18 protein-coding genes are annotated in these 17,326 nt (G+C 56.5%); 6 read left to right on the top strand and 12 right to left on the bottom strand.

Going from position 1 to position 17,326, the window contains the following annotated elements:
• Positions 1-133: 133 nt before the first annotated feature.
• Genes pseF through G5380_RS00255 form a run of 6 tightly spaced genes read left to right on the top strand, consistent with a single transcriptional unit; the run spans position 134 to position 5,419 of the window.
• A complete protein-coding gene (gene pseF, locus G5380_RS00280) occupies positions 134-829 on the top strand; it encodes a pseudaminic acid cytidylyltransferase (protein ID WP_421312067.1) in 696 nt (231 codons plus the stop codon).
• The gene (gene pseG, locus G5380_RS00275) at positions 819-2,075 is read left to right on the top strand and encodes a UDP-2,4-diacetamido-2,4,6-trideoxy-beta-L-altropyranose hydrolase (RefSeq protein ID WP_421352177.1); all 1,257 of its coding nucleotides are present in this window, start codon (positions 819-821) and stop codon (positions 2,073-2,075) included. Before pseF ends, pseG begins: the two co-directional genes overlap by 11 nt.
• Positions 2,076-2,081: 6 nt before the next feature.
• Positions 2,082-3,128: a pseudaminic acid synthase gene (gene pseI, locus G5380_RS00270; RefSeq protein ID WP_421352176.1), complete on the top strand. Its 1,047-nt coding sequence runs from the start codon at positions 2,082-2,084 to the stop codon at positions 3,126-3,128.
• Positions 3,121-4,416 (top strand): motility associated factor glycosyltransferase family protein, encoded by a 1,296-nt coding sequence (locus G5380_RS00265; RefSeq protein WP_421332358.1) that lies wholly within the window; start codon positions 3,121-3,123, stop codon positions 4,414-4,416. Before pseI ends, G5380_RS00265 begins: the two co-directional genes overlap by 8 nt.
• On the top strand, positions 4,413-4,673 hold the full coding sequence (locus G5380_RS00260; protein WP_129503720.1) for a hypothetical protein: 261 nt from the start codon (positions 4,413-4,415) through the stop codon (positions 4,671-4,673). Before G5380_RS00265 ends, G5380_RS00260 begins: the two co-directional genes overlap by 4 nt.
• Positions 4,673-5,419: a class I SAM-dependent methyltransferase gene (locus tag G5380_RS00255; protein WP_421352175.1), complete on the top strand. Its 747-nt coding sequence runs from the start codon at positions 4,673-4,675 to the stop codon at positions 5,417-5,419. Before G5380_RS00260 ends, G5380_RS00255 begins: the two co-directional genes overlap by 1 nt.
• Here the strand turns inward: G5380_RS00255 and G5380_RS00250 are convergent.
• The 12 genes from G5380_RS00250 to flaA all read right to left on the bottom strand — a co-directional run bounded on the left by G5380_RS00250 (position 5,401) and on the right by flaA (position 17,003).
• On the bottom strand, positions 5,401-6,762 hold the full coding sequence (locus G5380_RS00250) for a DUF4910 domain-containing protein (protein WP_421352174.1): 1,362 nt from the start codon (positions 6,760-6,762) through the stop codon (positions 5,401-5,403). The two genes, G5380_RS00255 and G5380_RS00250, sit on opposite strands and share 19 nt — an antisense overlap.
• Positions 6,759-7,163: a VOC family protein gene (locus G5380_RS00245; protein WP_005346679.1), complete on the bottom strand. Its 405-nt coding sequence runs from the start codon at positions 7,161-7,163 to the stop codon at positions 6,759-6,761. Before G5380_RS00245 ends, G5380_RS00250 begins: the two co-directional genes overlap by 4 nt.
• The gene (locus tag G5380_RS00240; protein WP_408082949.1) at positions 7,160-7,915 is read right to left on the bottom strand and encodes an AAC(3) family N-acetyltransferase; all 756 of its coding nucleotides are present in this window, start codon (positions 7,913-7,915) and stop codon (positions 7,160-7,162) included. The genes G5380_RS00245 and G5380_RS00240 overlap by 4 nt, the downstream gene beginning before the upstream one ends.
• Positions 7,912-8,145: an acyl carrier protein gene (locus tag G5380_RS00235; protein ID WP_227340795.1), complete on the bottom strand. Its 234-nt coding sequence runs from the start codon at positions 8,143-8,145 to the stop codon at positions 7,912-7,914. The genes G5380_RS00240 and G5380_RS00235 overlap by 4 nt, the downstream gene beginning before the upstream one ends.
• On the bottom strand, positions 8,138-9,757 hold the full coding sequence (locus G5380_RS00230) for an HAD-IIIC family phosphatase (RefSeq protein ID WP_421323396.1): 1,620 nt from the start codon (positions 9,755-9,757) through the stop codon (positions 8,138-8,140). Before G5380_RS00230 ends, G5380_RS00235 begins: the two co-directional genes overlap by 8 nt.
• 85 nt (positions 9,758-9,842) lie before the next feature.
• Entirely contained in the window at positions 9,843-11,927 is a 2,085-nt protein-coding gene (locus G5380_RS00225) for a 6-hydroxymethylpterin diphosphokinase MptE-like protein (RefSeq protein WP_421323397.1), read from the bottom strand.
• Between the two features lie 6 nt (positions 11,928-11,933).
• Positions 11,934-12,242 (bottom strand): hypothetical protein, encoded by a 309-nt coding sequence (locus G5380_RS00220; protein WP_129503714.1) that lies wholly within the window; start codon positions 12,240-12,242, stop codon positions 11,934-11,936.
• Positions 12,239-12,661, bottom strand: a complete 423-nt coding sequence (gene fliS, locus G5380_RS00215; RefSeq protein WP_005346697.1) for a flagellar export chaperone FliS — start codon at positions 12,659-12,661, stop codon at positions 12,239-12,241. Before fliS ends, G5380_RS00220 begins: the two co-directional genes overlap by 4 nt.
• A gap of 25 nt (positions 12,662-12,686) precedes the next feature.
• Positions 12,687-14,105: a flagellar filament capping protein FliD gene (fliD, locus tag G5380_RS00210; RefSeq protein ID WP_216954022.1), complete on the bottom strand. Its 1,419-nt coding sequence runs from the start codon at positions 14,103-14,105 to the stop codon at positions 12,687-12,689.
• Between the two features lie 26 nt (positions 14,106-14,131).
• On the bottom strand, positions 14,132-14,572 hold the full coding sequence (locus tag G5380_RS00205; RefSeq protein WP_421223438.1) for a flagellar protein FlaG: 441 nt from the start codon (positions 14,570-14,572) through the stop codon (positions 14,132-14,134).
• A 33-nt stretch (positions 14,573-14,605) separates the two neighbouring features.
• Positions 14,606-15,511, bottom strand: a complete 906-nt coding sequence (flaB, locus tag G5380_RS00200) for a flagellin B (RefSeq protein WP_129503711.1) — start codon at positions 15,509-15,511, stop codon at positions 14,606-14,608.
• Positions 15,512-16,091: 580 nt separating this feature from the next.
• Positions 16,092-17,003 carry a flagellin A gene (gene flaA / locus G5380_RS00195; protein ID WP_129503710.1) on the bottom strand — a complete coding sequence of 304 codons (912 nt, stop codon included), beginning with the start codon at positions 17,001-17,003 and terminating at the stop codon, positions 16,092-16,094.
• Between the last annotated feature and the right edge of the window lie 323 nt (positions 17,004-17,326).

Below are 17,326 nucleotides of genomic sequence, written 5' to 3'. Positions count from 1 at the left end.
CACACGGCCGCCATTCCGTAGCAAAAATCGATAATACAAGCAGAAAAACCAGTATAATATCAAAAATAATCAAAGAGTTGTCATCGATTATCCTGGCTTTGGCCAGTCATTAATCCAGCAGAGAGAACCCATCATGGCCATCGCCATTATCCCGGCCCGGGGTGGCAGCAAACGCATTCCCCGCAAGAATATCCGCCCCTTTTGTGGCCAGCCCATGCTCGCCTATGCCATCCAGGCGGCGCAACAATCGAGCTGTTTCAGCAAGGTGGTGGTCTCCACCGATGATGAGGAGATTGCCAAGGTCGCTCGTCAACTGGGCGCGGAAGTACCATTTCTGCGGCCAGCCAACCTCGCCGATGATCACACAGGTACCACCCCTGTGGTGATCGACACCATCCAGCGGCTCGACCAGCTCGGCATCCAGGCAAAGCACTACTGCTGCATCTATGCCACGGTCCCGCTTATTCAAGCCGATGACTTGAAGGCCGCCCATCAGCGACTGAGCGCAAGTAATGCTCCCTTTGTCTATACCGTGGCCGAGTTTGGCTTCCCTATTCAGCGCGCCGTGCGCATGGACGAGCAGGGCCGGGTCACCCCCTTCTGGCCGGAGCAGATGGCGAAACGCTCTCAGGATCTGGAGCCTGCCTATCAGGATGCCGGCCAGTTCTACTGGGGCAGCCGTGCGGCCTGGCTGGGAGGGATCAGCCCGGTAGGGGGAGAAGGGATTGGCCATATTCTGCCAAGACACAGGGTGGTCGACATCGACACGCCGGAAGATTGGCACCTGGCCGAACTGCTCTATCAAGTGCTGGCCCAAGATGACGTTTAAGGTTGCCTTCCGGCTCGACGCCGGCACCGAGATTGGGCTGGGTCATCTGATGCGCTGTCTGGCCATCGCCGATCGGCTGAAAACGGCTGGCGCCGAGTGCCACTTCCTCTGCCATCAGCTACCTATGCACCTGTTGCCACTGCTGCACTCCCACCAGCATCACGCTCTCTGTGATCTGGACGATGCAGGCCCCTTGCCCACCTTGCGCCCGGAGTGGCTGGTGTGTGATCACTACCAGATTGATCGGCAAATCGAGCAGACACTGGCAAGTCACTGTGGTCAGTTGCTGGTGATCGACGATCTGGCCGATCGCCCTCATCATGGTCAGTTGCTGCTGGATCAGGGGCCACAGCGCAGCACAGCCGATTACCAGTCACTCGTCCCTGCCGACTGTCGGCTGCTGCTGGGCACCGACTATGCCCTGCTGCGCCCTGCCTATCGCCAGCTAGCACGCCAAAAGGCCAGCCGGTGGCGACATGGCCTCATCTGCTTTGGTGGTGCCGATCCGGCCGGAGCCTGCCTCATCACCCTCAATACGCTGGCTCGACTGCCATGGGCTAAAACCGTCAGCTGGACTCTGGTAGCCGGTGGGGCCAATCCTTTCTGGCCCGAGCTGCAACAAAGGGTTGCCGAACTGCCCGATCTGCCGCTCACCTTGCTGCGTCAGAGCGACCAGATGGCCGACCTGATGAGCCGACACGACTTCGCCATTGGCGCTGCGGGCGGCATGACCTGGGAGCGGGCCTGTCTCGGCCTGCCGACCCTGGCGGTGCCCATCGTCGACAACCAACAGTTTAACGATGAGGTGATCGCCCGCTTTCAGCTGGCAGAGCGGCTGACCCTGAGCGAACTGGATGAACCTGAGCGGCTGATGCAGGCCCTGCAACGACTTGAATTGCAAGCAGATGACTATCGCTGCCACGGCCAGCAACAGGTGGATGGGCTGGGGCTGGATCGGCTCACCGCCTGGCTGCTACCACAATCCGATTATCAACTGTTGCCAGATGGCCAACAGTGGCAACTACGCCATGATGACCAACTGCTGCTCACCCTGACTCTGGACGGTCAGCATCTGACATGGCAGGCCGCCCGGCCACTTCAACCAGCGGAGTGGCAAGAGCTGGCACATCGCTTGCAAACAATTTTCTCCCAATTTCCCCTCTATCTTGCCGAGCCACCGCAGATAGCGCCCCCTGCCCCCTGGCAGCCGGCGCCGCAAGGCTGGCAACTTGGCACAGGAATCTGAACACAGATGCAGATCGATCATCGCCCCATCAACCAGGAACAGGCCCCCTATGTGATTGCCGAACTGTCGGCCAACCACAATGGCAATCTGGACCGCGCCCTGGCCATCATGACCGCCGCCAAAGCAGCGGGTGCCAGCGCCGTCAAGCTGCAAACCTACCGCCCGGATACCATAACCCTCAAAAGTGATCGACCGGAATTTCAGATCCATGGCGGTTTGTGGGATGGCCACAGCCTCTACGATCTTTATGAGTGGGCACATACCCCGTGGGAGTGGCACCAGGCGCTGTTTGCCAAGGGGCGCGAGCTGGGCCTAACGGTCTTTAGCAGTCCGTTCGACTTCAGTGCGGTGGATCTGCTGGAATCCCTCGACTGCCCGGCCTACAAGATCGCCTCCTTCGAGCTGGTGGATCTTCCCCTGATTCGCTACGCCGCCCAGACCGGCAAGCCGCTCATCATGTCCACCGGCATGGCGAACGAGGCCGAGATCTCCGCCGCGGTCGATATTGCGCTCAAGCATGGCAACGGCCAGCTGGCCCTGCTGCACTGTGTCAGCGGCTATCCGGCGCCGGTAGCCGAGTACAACCTGCGTACCATCCCCATGTTGCGCCAGCGCTTCGGGGTCGAGGTGGGGCTCTCCGATCACACCCTCGGCTCTGCCACCGCCATCGCCGCCACCGCGCTCGGGGCCACCCTGATCGAGAAACACTTCACCCTGGCCCGCGCCGACGGCGGACCGGATTGCGCCTTCTCCATGGAACCGGCCGAGCTCACCGAGCTGGTGGCCTCGGTCAATACCGCCCATGCCGCCCTTGGGGTGGCTGACTACCAGCTCACCGCCAGTGAACAGGGTAACCGTGCATTTCGCCGCTCCCTCTATCTGGTCAAGGAGATGGCCGCCGGCGAGCAGCTCACCGCAGAGCATATCAAGTCGGTGCGCCCCGCCCTCGGCCTGCCCCCGGCCGATTACGATCGGCTCATCGGCAAGCGGGTCAACCGCAGCCTGAGTGCCAATCAACCGCTGAGCTGGGAGTGGATAGACAACGATGAGTGATGATCTCTTCAACCAGCACGGTAGGCTCATCAGCCAGCGCTGGCCCGCCCTCTGGCCCCGCTTGCTGGCACAGGACGTTGAAAGCCTGCCGGCCGAGCTGACCGAAGGTCTCGGCTCCACCCTAAGCCTCCACGGCATACAGCTCACCAGCCGGCACGACCGGGTGAAGGAAGCCGAGCTGCAGGCCGCCAGCCTGCCCGAGCAGCCGGTGCTGCACCTCTACGGCACCGGGCTCGGCGATCTGCCGCGCACCCTGCTGGGGCGCAGTAGCCTCAAGCGGCTGGAAGTGAAGATCATGAATGGCGCCCTGTTTGCCCTTGTACTGCGGCTGCTAGACCAGCAGGACTGGCTGACGGACCCCAGGGTCGAGCTGATGATGGCCGGCGACGAAGGGGAGGTGCGGCTGCCCTTCTTCGCCCTGCCGCCCGAGCTGCTGCTGGTGGAAGATGCTGCCGCCCGCATCCGCGACCGGCTGGTGAGTGAAATCGATTTGCCGTTCGCCCGGGCCAGGTTCGACGCCGAGCACCCCGACATCACCCGGCGGCTGGCGGAAAACCGCGATCTGCTGGCCGGCGACGGCGATGTGGCCTCCCTGTTCGGTCTGGCTCAGGGCAAGCAGGCGCTGATCGTGGCGAGTGGCCCAACCCTGCAGCACAACCTGGCCACCCTGCAGGCCCAGTTGCAGCGCCGTCGGCAGGACTATCTTCTGATTAGCGTCGATACCGCGCTGGCGTTTTTGCTCAGCCACGGTATCCGGCCCGACATCGTCGTCACCATCGATGACGCCATCCACGGCAACCGGCTGCCCGCCGCCCAGTCGGCCCAGACCACCCTGGTCTATTACCCCACGGTTCCCACGGCAGCCCTGCTGGCCTGGCAGGGGCCGCGCAAGACCGCCTACTCCCGCAGCCCCATGTATCAGCAGCTGCGGCAGACGCACCCCAAGGGCGTGCTGCACTCGGGCGGCAGCGTCATTCATCCCGCGGTGGATCTCGCCGTACAGATGGGTTGCCACCAGGTCATCCTGCTGGGCACCGACTTCGCCTTTCCCGGCGAACTCACCCACTCGGGCTGGGCCGATGGTGCGCTCGGCCCCAGCGCCGCGCAGGCACTCAGCTGGGCCCTCGACGGCCATGGCCGGCGGGTCAAGACCAATCCGAACTTTTCCGCCTACCGCACCGAGCTCGAGCGCTACATAGCGCGCCACCCCGAGGTACAGTTCTGGAACTGCAGCCGGGAAGGCGCGGAGATCGCCGGCTGCCGCTATCACCCGGAGTACGTGCAATGAAAAACGACCAGATCACCCGCCTAACCGCCCTGGCGCACCAGTTTCGACTGGGGCAGTCGGTTGCTGCGAGTCAGGCATTGCCGGAACTGCTGCAAGAGGTGCTCACCGAGCAGGGCAACCTGCCGCCCGGGTTGGTAGCCGCCCTGCTGCAGTGCCAGGAACGGCAGGACTGGCTAGGGCTGGCCGATTACCTCGAATATGAAGTGGTGCACTGCCTGTCGACCCCGGCCGGCGACACAAACACAGGAGACTACTGATGATCAAGGCCATTTCCAACGCCTCCGAGCAGGAGCTGTCACGCCGCCAGGCCTTCAGCGAGTTGCTGCACGCCAGCCCGCTGCCCGCAGCCGAGCTGCAGAACAACCTGGGCCTCTACCTCAAGCGCCAGTCGCTCTCCCGCATCCTGTTCATGCACGAGCTGTATCAGAAGATCGTGCCGGTCCACGGCGTCATCATGGATTTCGGTACCCGCTGGGGTCAAAACCTAGCGCTTTTCTCCTCGTTTCGCGGCATGTATGAACCCTACAACTACAACCGCAAGCTGGTGGGATTCGATACCTTCAGCGGCTTCCCTTCCCACGCTCCGCAGGATGGCAGCGACGCCGCCATCCAGCCGGGTGCCTACGGGGTGACGCCGGGCTATGAGCAGCATCTGGCCCAACTGCTCGCCGCCCATGAGGCGGAAAGCCCGCTGGAGCATATCGTCAAGCATGAGTTAGTGAAGGGGGATGTGACCGAGACGCTGCCAGCCTATCTGGCTCGCCAGCCGGAGACCATGGTTGCGCTGGCCTATTTTGACTTTGATCTTTACGAGCCGACCCGCCGCTGCCTCGAGCTCATCAAGCCGCACCTGACCAAGGGATCCGTGCTGGCATTCGATGAGCTCAACTGGCCCGCCTTTCCGGGGGAGACCCTGGCCCTCAAGGAGGTGTTGGGGCTGGATCGCTACGCCATCCGTCGCACCCCGCACAACCCGGGGCCAGCCTATCTGGTGATCGAGTAGTCCGGTTGCGGGCTGATGCGACGCAGCAGCCCGGCATCCAGCAGCATCCGCGCCAGCGGCTCCACCCGCCAGAACGGCGCCCCTATGGTCTCGGCAATCTCGAACAGGGTCAGCTTGCCGTCGCTGTAGGCCAGCAGATTCATCATCTCCCGTACCTGCCAGCCCGAATAGCGGGTCGACAAATCCGGGTAGAGCCCCCGCTTGCCGAGCTGGGGTTCGCCCAGCACAGTGACCTCGCAGCGCTCGTCCAGCTCCAGACACTCGATGGCACGGCGCAGCGCCATGAAGCCGCCGGCCAGACCGGCCGACGTCACCAGCGAGAGGTCATCGAGCGAGGTGTGGTACTCGGCATAACAGCCGTATCGACTGCGCATCACAGAAGTGACCGGCAGATCGATGCCGGGCGCGCACAGCTGCCGCTCGTTGGATCCCCGCTCCAGGAAGCTGTAAGCCTTGTAGCCCGGCGCCAGATGACCCAGCACATGGCGACCGATGCGATCCGCCAACGTGTTGCCCTGGCGTGAGGGCAGGAAGGAGTAGCTGCGGTCATCGCCAAGACAGGTCAGGTTGAAGCCGGCCAAGGTGCGCTGCTTGAGCTGGTCCAGATGACGGGAGAGATAGACGATGGCCCCCAGGGTTTCAGGCACCAGCATCAGCCGGTAGCTGTAGCGACGTGTGGGCAGTGACGCAAGCCAGGCCATCAGGAATACACCGACACAGGGGCCGGAGAGCTCGTTGTTGGCCATGGAGGGGTGGCAGGTGTAGCTCGACAGCAGGATCTCCTGCTCGCTCTCCCCCGGCAGCACCCAGTCACCATAGGTGAGCGAGCCCGGGGCCAGGGTGGCATCGATCACCACCTGATATTCTCCCTCCGGCAGCGCTTCACGCAGCCGATGGGGCAGACAGAAGCCCCAGCGGCGCTTGTAGTAGGAGGTCACATAGGGAATGGCATCCGGCTGCTCGGGCAGAGAGTGGAGATGGGGCTGCAGCTCGGCAAGCGAGAGGGTGCAGCGCACCGGCTCCGAGTAACCGACCAGATGCAGGTTGTGATCCTGGAAGTCCACCACTCTGCGTCCATCCGGCCCCACTATGTAGGCTTCCCGCACGTTCCACTCGTCAGGCACTGTCCAGTCGAAGCACTCGGTGCCGCTGGCCACTTCATGGATCCGCAGCTCGGGCAGGCAGTGCTCGCGCCACAGGGCCAGCGACTGCCGAACCCCGTCCCCGGTCAGGCTGCGATTGAGCGGAAACAGCAGGGTGAGCAGCCGATGCAGCTGTTCACCGACTTGTGCCTGGTCGTCCCAGTCGGTGGGCAGATAGCCGCTCTTGGGTGAAAAACTCATGGGGTGGGTGCCTCGATCAATTCGACAATGTGGCCAAGGGGGCTCAGGAAAAACTGGACGTGGGCGCCGCCAAACGCGATGGCTGGCTGGCTGGGCCCGAGGGGAAGATGACGCTGGGCCCGCAGTTTTTCGGCAGCCATTGCCAGGTCTGCCACCTCATAGGCCAGATGATTGAGCAGGTTATGACGGGTTCGTAGCGCCTGACTGACGGGGCTATCATCACTGGCAGGTGCAATCAGTTCATAGCAAATCCCCGCATCATCATAGGCAAAACAGATATGCACCCGCTGCAACGGATCGAGCACCGGCTCGCTAAAGCGGGAAAGCCCGAGGGTCTCGCAACAATAACGTACGCCAAGATCCAGTTCGGCCACCACCAGTCCAATATGGTGCAGTTTCATCTCCCCTCCCTGATAAGCGCATGGGGATGGACAGCGATCAGCTCTTTTGCCACCGCGGCAAAGTCGGCGCAGCGAACGGCCCAGACTGGTAAACGGCCAAATAACCCCTGGTGCCATTTGTCCTGATTTTTAAGGGCTTCAACCAGACGGGAAAGATCTATCTCGCTGGCCAGATCGAGTCTTCGCACAAAGTAGTCACAATGCCAGGGGCGCACCATTCCCTGCTCGCGGACATCACCCTCAAAGCGTTTCATAAAGCGATAATCGACACCTAGTTGCTGCTCGACATAGTGGGTGAAGGTAATGCGATCGGGATGACAGGCAAAACCGGCAATCCAGCCATCGTGAGCCGCCAACCAGGCGAAGGGGCTCTCTTCACCAAAGCAGTCATGACCCCCTGCTGCAACCACCTGGTCACGCCCCGCGCCCCATACCGCAACGCTGAAGATAGGATCGCGGGTCCGCGCAACCCCTGGCAGAGTGCGAAACTGCTCCGTCATCAACCCGACTTCACTGGGGGATGTCGCCCTGTCGAAACAGCTCTGGCGAGTCAGGCTATACGTGAATGTTGGCACCAGCAGAGTGCCCTCGTTTCCAAGCCACTCCTGCATCCCCAACCAAAAAGCATGCATGCCGGCTTCATTGCCCCGTCCAGGAAACTGGGCCACAGCCATGGCGTCAGTGTGAACCATGATAGCGCTCCCTCGTGCGATCCCAAGGGAGCCAAGAACATGAGAGAGAGCTTCAATCACAGCACAAGACCACGCCGCAACAGCGCATCACGAATGTCCTGAAGTTGCTTCATCTTCGCCAGCTCTTCAGGCTCGAAGCGTACCGAGAACGTCTGCTCAACCAGCAGCAGAAAATTGAAATGACCAAGCGAATCCCATTCCGGAAAGGCCCCAAGTCCCAACTGATAGTCGCCTCGCGTGACGGTTGCAGAAGGAAACTGCTGTTCCAACAAAGTGAAGAGATCAGTCATGGTGATAAAACTCCAAAAAAGGCAAATTTAGCTGTTCGAGCGCCAGACTATGGTAATGCTCATGGGAAAAACGGGCGGGATCCGGATTATCACAGGGGGTCAACGGCAGGGATGCCAACCATGTCAGCGCAGGTTCATTACGTGCACAACGATTCGAGCCAATAACCAGACGCTCGATCCCCGCCTCGCGCAATGCAGCCGAGACTCTATCCAGTAACCAATATTCGAGTCCTCTGGACAACACTCTGCAACTCAGAGCCAGCGTATCGAGCAATGCCAGTTTGGGCGTGATGTTTATGATCAGCACCAAGCCAACCAAGCCATGATCGGCAAAGCGATCCTGCAACGACACTAGCCAGCACCAGCCAGACTGCGCCAGCCGTTTGAGCTCGCTCGCCTCATATCGCAGACAGGAGAGATTAAACTGGTTGGTTTTATGGATGATCTGCTCGGCACGAGCAAGGTTATCCACCGCCAACGGCTGTATCGCCGCACGCAACGACAAGGAGGCGAGAAAATGTTGTTCACTGCCAACCTCGCTACGTAACCGGGCGGCGTCTGCCAATGCCAGATAGGAGGCTTGACGAAGAGCATCATCACCACTGAATATGCGCGAGAACCCCCCATAAGTGAGCAAGGTTGTAGGCCATGCCCAAATATCTGCTGGTGGTTCAATGACATCGACTTGTGGCAGGGCATGGCGAACTTCAGCCCTTTCCAGGGGGGAATCATCCCAGAAGACCAAGGCCTCAAGCCCCAGATTGAGGCTGGCAGCAATATGTCGCAAACCTTGAGATTTAGAGCCCCAACCAATGGCAGATGCTGCAATATTTCGCCTTTTGAGTCTCATGGCGCCATGCTGCTCAAACACCAGCCAAACATCTGCAGGCTCGTTTTTAGAGCACAATGCCAACAACACGCCGCGCTGATACCAGTAGAGCGCCGCATCCTGAAACGACTGATAGAGTTTGCCGAGACCGTCCTGACCAAGGTAAAGGCCAGTCAACCCCTCTTCACCCACTACCCCCCCCCACAGGGTATTGTCACAATCGAGCACCAGCACCTTGCGTATTGGCGCCTGATCAAGCATCCAACGCGCGGCAATCCAGTCGGCAAGGCTGGTCAAGCCGTGCATCGAGAGAGGACAAGAAAGAAGGTAACGATTACGCTCGTCCACACAATGGGCTCGCCCCTGCTCAGAGAGCCAGCGACCCAGCCCCAAATCCCTAATGTGGTGACGTGCAAGCGCTCGGGTAAAGCAGACATCCAGCTGCATCATCCAGGGATGAAGAGCGCTACTCACACCACCGCCTTGCAGTGAACAGGCACCAAGATAAAGATGAGGGAGCCCCCGCAGTGGCGAGAGCAATGCTTCCAACCAGGTGTCGATGGTCTCGGACAATGCGGGTTCAGCCAAGGTGTACCAATGCTGGCATTCGCTGTCGGTCAGCAGTTGCTCCCAAAACCAGAGCACCAGATGTCCGTCACAAGCGGCCATCGGCTGCCATTGACCTTGAGGGCAAAATTGCAACTGTGCATGTCGGGCCAAAGGAGCCCATGCCACATTACCGGGCATGAGAAATGCGGTGGATGCCAGGGAAAGGGTGGCCATATATGCACCTGAAAGGATTAAATACTTCTATATCATACTGTTAGGGAATGGAGATGAACAGAGTCATCCCCATCCGATTCAAGGACTAGCGCTTGAACACATCCAGGCCGGTAAAATAGGTGGTATCATGGCCATCGAACGCATCGGCATACATCACTTTGCTATCCTCGAAGAATAACTCCAGAATTGCCTGCGCCTCTTTTATCTTGCCCGCCAGCACCTCGGGTTCTTCTGTCACCTGCGCCATCATCAGGCTGATGATATTGGCGTAGAAATAGTTAATTGAACCAATCAACACACGATAGAGATGTGATTCGCGGCTCATCAGCAGATAGAGCAGATAGTCGTGATGGCGTTGCATCATGGCCAATACCGCATTGTGTTCACAGGCTACCTGGCGCCAGTCATCGCGCAACTTGTCTACCAGCTCAACGAACAGCGGCACCTGCAATGCAGCAGCGAAATCAACGCTGCTCATGTCAAAGGACTGGAAACAAGTGGCCATCACTTCATCCATGAGCGGGATTTTGTCGAGTACCGGCCATTCAGGTTGCAACGATTCAACACGACGAGGGATTGCCCCTTCTATATAAGCGCCGTCACTACTGTTGACGCACTGCATCTCGGGATAATCACGCAATACACTGGCCATATTGTGAATGGCTAGCCCAAACAGATGATTGATACGCACTTCGTCGCCAAAGTTACCCGGTGCCGGGAAAGTATCCTTTAAATTTTCCTCGTATTTCGCCTCTTGCTTGTCGTTGTAATAGAGACTCAGGCTGGAGTGATGCTGTCCGGCTGTTTTATAGCCATTGTCGATACCAAACAAATACACCTGCTTGAAACCAAGCAAGGCCGCATAATTGAGGCCGGTATTGCCGACGAACGGGTTGGAAAATTCAATGGTATCGTACTCAAATGCCTGACCAAACGCGCTAATCAGCATGGAGAACATCGGCTCGTTGGGCTTGAACGCCAACCCTGTTTTACGAAAGAAGCGCTTGCATTCAGGGTGAATGACATCAACGCTCAGAAACACGGTGTCCTTGATAAAGTCATCGGCATTGAGAATGCTCAGAAAATCGGCTGAGCTCTTGGTGCGCTCCACTGCAACGTAGATATCCGGTTTTACGCCAGCTTTGTAGAGTGCACTGACCGCAGTACCGCAGGCGATAATGATTGCCTGCTGCTGATGCTGCCGGATGAACTCGATGCTCTGATCCAGCGAGGGGCCATTGCCAACCACAAAGACAGGGATCTGCTCGAAGGCTCGGCTATCGCGCCACCGTTTCAGAAAGGGGGTGCCGTCTTGCAGATGGGTGTGGCTATGGGCAAGTGCATAGATGTTGTCATCAAAGAACCCCCACCCCGTTTTGAGCAGATAGAACTCCCTTTCCACCTGTGTTATCAAGGCGTGCAGCTTGGGGGAATGGTAATGACAGAACGAGAAATAGCTTGCCGACCAGAATGCCCCCTTGCGATGCAGCGCCTCCATCATGTCAGCGACCAGCAATCGCTCGTCAACACCGATAAAGAGGTGCAGACTGATCGACTCCTCCTCCATGTAGGCGAGCAGCTGATGCCAATCAAAACAGAAGAGCGAGGCGTAAAACATGTCAAGATCAGGCTCGAAAGCAAACAGATTCTTGATCTTGCACTGTTCATACAAGCAACCGAGCTGGTAGCCCAAACCAATGCCATACATCAGTGCCAGAGGAATATCGGTATGTAATGCTGCCTTTAGACGCAACCCTTCCAGAGCTGACTTCTCTTTTAATTTGGAGATTTCATTGTTGTATTTGATATGGATTTGGCCATCGATATACCACTGGGGCACAAAATCGATGCACTGCAAGACACTGTGTTCAATGACCTCGGCAATCTGCGACTGAACCTCGCTAAATGGATCATCCCCATAAAGCGAGATACCCTCGTCGAGCCACAGAATATTGGGAACGCCGTTTTCATTACAGAAGAAACGAAAAGGCCTGGCAGGCTGGTACTCCTTGAAAAAGTCATGAATGGCGGGCATGTATTTGGCAAACGCAGCCATATTGAGTTCATAACGAACGGGGAGTACTTCCAGCATGGCGGCCTCCTGCTGCTTTTGCAGAGCCAGGCGTGCCAGTTCACTTTCTACATCATGAATCTTGTGATGGATATCCATGTCAGACTAACCTGCATTCAGCTTGTAAAGACCGGATGCACGTCCGGCCTGGGAGAATTGTCGTAATTGTGCTTCAGCCTGCTGCTTTTCCTGACCCACCCAATCATAAATAAGCTGGAACTGCATCAGTGCCTGCCGCTGTTCCACATTGAGAGTCTCTCCCCAAGGCAGTGACCCGAATACCTCTTCCAGAGCATGCAGATAAAGTTCAGCCAGCTGTTCTGCTGCAACCAGCTCACCTTGCACCAGTAGAGACTGCAACTGCTCGCCCTGTCTCATCAAGGCAGACACAGAAGTACTATTGACCTCATTCATGCCGGTCTGCCTACCTTTTGCTGTGCCAGCGCCTTGTCTCGCTCATCGACAGGGATGGCATCCCAACCGCTCTTGACCGTCAGCATCAGGTTCATCACTTCATCAATGGCGCCTACATCCATGTCACGGCTGGCATCCATCATGCGCACTTTCATATAGTCATAAAGTGCGAACAGGTCTTCGGGGACCTTGCCATAAGAGAGATCAAGTGAATCTTGCAGACCATTGATAATGGCCAGCGTCTTGGAGATAGATTGGGACTTACCCTCGAAATCGCGACGCTCGACTGCACCGCGAGCCTGAGCGAGACGTTCGAGACACCCTTGCATCAATAACTGGATCACGCGATAGGGATCCGCCACTGCCAGCTCAGACTGCAAACTCTGGGTTGTATAGGCCTTGATCGTTTTTCGATACATACGAGACTCAGCTCCTGACTACAAATTAACTGGTTTTGTTGTTGGTATTGAGCAGGTTGAGATAGGAGGCAGATTTGTTCATCTTGGCCAGCAAGGTATCCAGACTGCCGTAGCGTGCCCTCAACGTCTCTTCATACTTGGTGAGCTGCGCCGCGACATCTGCTTGTTTGCGGTTGACATCACGCAGATCAGAATTGAGTGTCTCTTCCCGCTTGGCAAGCAGTCCCCCTGTCTTGGAGTAGGTCTCAAGCTGGCTGGCCAACTTGCCAGCAACACCGTCCTTGCCACCAAATACAGCCACTACCTGGTCGAAGTTCTTCTCGACCGCTTCATCGAATTTCGTCGAATCAAGTGAGAGCACTCCCTTGTTGTCCATCTTGACCCCCAACTGAAAGATGGTAGAGAAGGTCGAAGAGTTGTTAGAAGGCTCGGTGACGGTGCCACTCATCAGGTTGGTCACAGCCTTGGTCGTCGCATCCCCCGCCAGGGCTCCACCATCATTCTGGCTGACACCGGCCACGATAGAGCTGCGTTTGCCCAGATCGGTGCTCTTCTTCACCAGAGCGTTATAGCCATCGATGAAGCTCTGCACCATGGTCTTGATGCCAGCCTTGTCTGTCGTCACATCCACTCTGTTTGGCTTGTAAGTGGTCGTCACGGTACCATCACTCGGGTTCGTGGTAGTGGTGCTCTCCGACTCTTTCAACACCGTAATCTTGAGACCCACAATGGTGCCATCAAAGGTGTTGGTCGCACTGGTCAATTTATTGCCATCCACGCTTATCTCGGCATCACGGGCTTGTTGTTTCTGGGTCAGCTTGGAGATGAAATTGTCAGTCAGTTCAGGTGTACTGCCGGTTATCTGCAGATCTTTACCTGTTCCACTGACACCGGAGTCAATCACAAGGGCCGCCTTGCCATCGGAGGTATTCATGATATTGACGCTAAGACCAAAGTTGTCACTATCATTGTTGATCCGCTTGCGAATGGACTGGAGTGAATCCCCTGCTTTAACATCCACATCAAAGGTCTTGTCACCTGCCTTGAATGTCAGGGTGCCATCTTGAGTGATCATGGGCGTGGTAGAAGAGGCGAAACTACCTTCAAATTTGCTGGTCTTCGCCAATTTTTCGACACTGATGTCATATTGCCCGTTGGAAGCGCCACTCTTGCTCTCCACCTTGAGAACCGGATTATCTTTATCCTGGGTGATGTTTATCGCACGTTTGTTAAACGCGTCATCCTTTGACATAGCCTGCAGAGTGGTGACAAAAGTCGCGATCGCTGACTTCAGCTGGCCTACCCCTGAGAGAGTGATCTGGGCATTGGTCTTTTTGGTGGTAATTGGCTGCAACAGCTGCGCCTTCTTGGCATCAACACTTGCAGCAATGACAGACTCCAAGTCCAGTCCAGAGCCCGCACCAGCAGACGTAATTGTGGCCATACTCACTCTCCTCGCAAACGTAACTATTAAATCTCTTTATCAAGCAATAACCCGACTCGAGAGCCACCGCCAATCACATCACCTTCGCGCAGAGCCTGGATTCGTTTGCTGATAGCCAGCAACTCTTCACTTGGTATCTGACGGATCATTGATTTGGTATCGGCATCCATTACCTTGATAACAACCTGCTCCAGTTCCTTTTCAACACTGAAATTGACGGTCCATCCTTGCAACTGACTGAACTCTTGCAAGTTTTGTACCCCTTTCTCAATTTCCTTGTCTGAAATCTTCGGCTTGCCAGCCCTCTCCTGCTCAGGCAGCCCCTGTTGCTTTTCCATGTCCTTTGCCGTCCCCCGCTGCTCTTCTGATGTGCCAGATAGCACTTGAGCGGCCGACTGGCCGCTCTTGCTACTTGACTGAAGAGAAGAAGGAGTGACCGATGACGGAATTCCAATTTCATTGGCCATATCGTCGCTCCTTTTTTATCTCATCACAGCCTGTTAACCCAGCAGGGACAGGGCTGATTGCGGTCTTTGGTTGGCTTGAGCCAGGATGCTGGAAGCAGCCTGTTGCAGAATGTTCTGCTTGGTCAGATTAGCGGTCTCGGTTGCAAAGTCTGCGTCACGGATACGAGAACGTGCTGCGCTCAGGTTTTCAGAGACGTTGGACTGGTTGCGAATGGTGGAGTCAAACCGGTTCTGCACCGCACCCAGCTCTGCCCGCTTGCTGTCTACCGCCTTGATCATGAAATCAAGGTTGGCCATGGCCAGCTGGGCGGCGCTGGCAGAGCTGATGCTGCTGACGCTGGTAGAGGTTACTGCAGATGTTCCCTTGGTCACGGTATAGGGCTCGCCAGAGGCACTGGTAGCAACGGTCGCGCTTCCCTTGGTTGATGCCGCAATCCCACTGATGGTAAAGGCGGAAGTCATCTTGAAGGTGATAGTCTGACCAGCATCCGCCCCCACCTGGAACGACCCCTTGTAGTTGCCATCCAGCAGCTTCTGGCCACCGAAAGTGGTGTCGTTGGAGATACGGTTGATCTCTGTAGTCAGTTGGTCAAACTCTTGCTGCAATGCAGTACGGTCATCGGTGTTGTTGGAACCGTTAGCAGATTGCTGTGCCAGCGTACGCATACGCTGCAGCATACTGGTCACTTCATCCATGGCCCCTTCAGCCGTTTGAGCAACCGAGATACCATCGTTGGCGTTGCGGTTACCTTGATCCAAACCGTTGATCTGGGAAGTCAAACGGTTGGAGATCTGCAAACCGGCAGCATCATCTTTGGCAGTGTTGATACGAAGTCCCGATGCCAGTCTGGTGTAAGAGGTATCCAGAGACTTGTTGGTATTCATCAGGTTACGCTGGGCGTTCAGTGATGAAGTATTCGTGTTGATATACATGGCCATAAAATATTCTCCCGAAGAACATGCGACTGCGGGTTGCGCCGTCAAAGCGGCGTCCCACCGTTAGAAGAACAGGTTGAACGAGCCTGAGTCTTCTGGCGGGTGTCTGTTTGAACGGACAGGTCACCCGCAGTAGTGCAAACGTTGGATTCCGAACACCCCTCGATTGCTTCACCTTGTTTAACGGCAGTGCAGAGGCAAGCTTTAGGAAAATTGTTGCCTAACGCGGCAATTTTTCTCCGGTACATGGCAAGGAAAGCCAGATGGCAAACATAGTGCAAGACGTAAATAGAGGGGTTGCAAGATGGTGTGACAGGATTATTTTTGTGGCACGGTTTGTGCTTAGGTTGGGTAGAGTGACGTCGATTTGACGACACAATAAAAAGAGGCCGGTAAACCGGCCTAAAGATGAGCATATGCTCAGGAGAATATGACCAAGCGTGACAGAACTGAACAGCTGGACAACACTTGGCATTACTAGTAGAGAATTATATCTCTCCCGATAGAACAGAGTGCGAACCGAACACCCCTTTGTTCCATCTCTTGACCAGGGCGGCCTGAACAACCGCCCTGTTTTCTTTTGTTAGCCTTGCAGCAGCGAAAGAGCTGACTGGGGGCGCTGGTTCGCCTGGGCCAGTATGGTTGATGCGGCCTGTTGCAAGATATTCTGCTTGGTCAGGTTTGCAGTCTCGGTGGCGAAGTCTGCATCACGGATACGTGAGCGTGCAGCACTAACGTTTTCGGAGACGTTCGCCTGGTTGCGAATGGTCGAGTCAAACCGGTTTTGTACCGCCCCCAGTTCAGCACGCTTGCTGTCCACCACCTTTATCATGTAATCCAGGTTGGCCATAGCCGACTGGGCCGAGCTTGCAGCTGTAATGGTCGACATACTGGTAGATGTGACCGGCGTTCCTGCTGTCTTCGTGATGTTATACGGCTCGCCCGAGGTCGTGGTTGCCACTGTCGCACTACCACTGGTGGCAGAGGCCATGCCCGAGATAGTAAAGGCGGTCGTCATCCGGAAGGTGATGGTCTGCCCTGCGTCTGCCCCCACCTGGAAGGTGCCCACATAGCCGCCATTAAGCAGGTTCTGACCACCAAACGTGGTATCTTTGGCTACCCGGTCAATTTCAGTCATCAACTGGGTATACTCTTGCTGCAGCGCAGTACGGTCATCAGTGTTATTGGAACCGTTGGCTGACTGTTGAGCCAGCGTACGCATCCGTTGCAGCATGGAGGTAATTTCATCCATTGCCCCTTCGGCAGTTTGGGCAACAGAGATACCGTCATTGGCATTACGGTTACCTTGATCCAGACCGTTGATCTGGGAGGTCAAACGGTTGGCAATTTGCAGGCCGGCGGCATCGTCTTTGGCGCTGTTGATACGCAGACCGGATGCCAGTCGAGTGTAGGATGTATCCAGTGATTTGGTCGTGTTCATCAGGTTACGCTGAGCGTTGAGTGATGAAACGTTAGTGTTGATATAAAGGCCCATGACTATTCTCCTAAGCTATTAAATTTACTCTTCTATTTGCTCTGGCTTTATTATTTTCTGTGCCCGATGCGTCTTATTTAACGGCCCGTTTTTCGATGTCTTTAGCATTTTTTTCAACGCTTCATCACGTTAACGCCGCTTACCCTATATATCGACAGGTCGGGGATAAACTTAAGGAAAAAAACGCCCACTAAAACGTGGCAGAAACTCATCGCGCCCCTCCTCCAACAAGGAGGTAAACAGGCACACTCGAGCCCCTCCCTGTCCATGATGCGAGAAAAAAGCGGTGTCGACTCTCAATTTTGTCGAGCACAGTTGGCGAT

The organism is Aeromonas sp. 604443, assembly GCF_049170315.1.
GTDB lineage: Bacteria > Pseudomonadota > Gammaproteobacteria > Enterobacterales > Aeromonadaceae > Aeromonas > Aeromonas veronii_A.
The sequence above is the reverse complement of the archived record's forward strand: the minus strand, read 5'-3'. Positions and strand labels throughout refer to the sequence as shown.

Coding starts and splice junctions, on each gene's coding strand:
- G5380_RS00245 (WP_005346679.1), bottom strand. CDS start 7,163: ATGAAACTGCACCATATTGGACTGGTGGTGGCCGAACTGGATCTTGGC.
- G5380_RS00250 (WP_421352174.1), bottom strand. CDS start 6,762: ATGAGTTTTTCACCCAAGAGCGGCTATCTGCCCACCGACTGGGACGAC.
- pseG (WP_421352177.1), top strand. CDS start 819: ATGACGTTTAAGGTTGCCTTCCGGCTCGACGCCGGCACCGAGATTGGG.
- fliD (WP_216954022.1), bottom strand. CDS start 14,105: ATGGCCACAATTACGTCTGCTGGTGCGGGCTCTGGACTGGACTTGGAG.
- pseF (WP_421312067.1), top strand. CDS start 134: ATGGCCATCGCCATTATCCCGGCCCGGGGTGGCAGCAAACGCATTCCC.
- G5380_RS00255 (WP_421352175.1), top strand. CDS start 4,673: ATGATCAAGGCCATTTCCAACGCCTCCGAGCAGGAGCTGTCACGCCGC.
- G5380_RS00205 (WP_421223438.1), bottom strand. CDS start 14,572: ATGGCCAATGAAATTGGAATTCCGTCATCGGTCACTCCTTCTTCTCTT.
- G5380_RS00225 (WP_421323397.1), bottom strand. CDS start 11,927: ATGGATATCCATCACAAGATTCATGATGTAGAAAGTGAACTGGCACGC.
- flaA (WP_129503710.1), bottom strand. CDS start 17,003: ATGGGCCTTTATATCAACACTAACGTTTCATCACTCAACGCTCAGCGT.
- G5380_RS00230 (WP_421323396.1), bottom strand. CDS start 9,757: ATGGCCACCCTTTCCCTGGCATCCACCGCATTTCTCATGCCCGGTAAT.
- fliS (WP_005346697.1), bottom strand. CDS start 12,661: ATGTATCGAAAAACGATCAAGGCCTATACAACCCAGAGTTTGCAGTCT.
- G5380_RS00260 (WP_129503720.1), top strand. CDS start 4,413: ATGAAAAACGACCAGATCACCCGCCTAACCGCCCTGGCGCACCAGTTT.
- G5380_RS00265 (WP_421332358.1), top strand. CDS start 3,121: ATGAGTGATGATCTCTTCAACCAGCACGGTAGGCTCATCAGCCAGCGC.
- flaB (WP_129503711.1), bottom strand. CDS start 15,511: ATGGCCATGTATATCAACACGAATACTTCATCACTGAACGCCCAGCGT.
- G5380_RS00235 (WP_227340795.1), bottom strand. CDS start 8,145: ATGACTGATCTCTTCACTTTGTTGGAACAGCAGTTTCCTTCTGCAACC.
- G5380_RS00220 (WP_129503714.1), bottom strand. CDS start 12,242: ATGAATGAGGTCAATAGTACTTCTGTGTCTGCCTTGATGAGACAGGGC.
- pseI (WP_421352176.1), top strand. CDS start 2,082: ATGCAGATCGATCATCGCCCCATCAACCAGGAACAGGCCCCCTATGTG.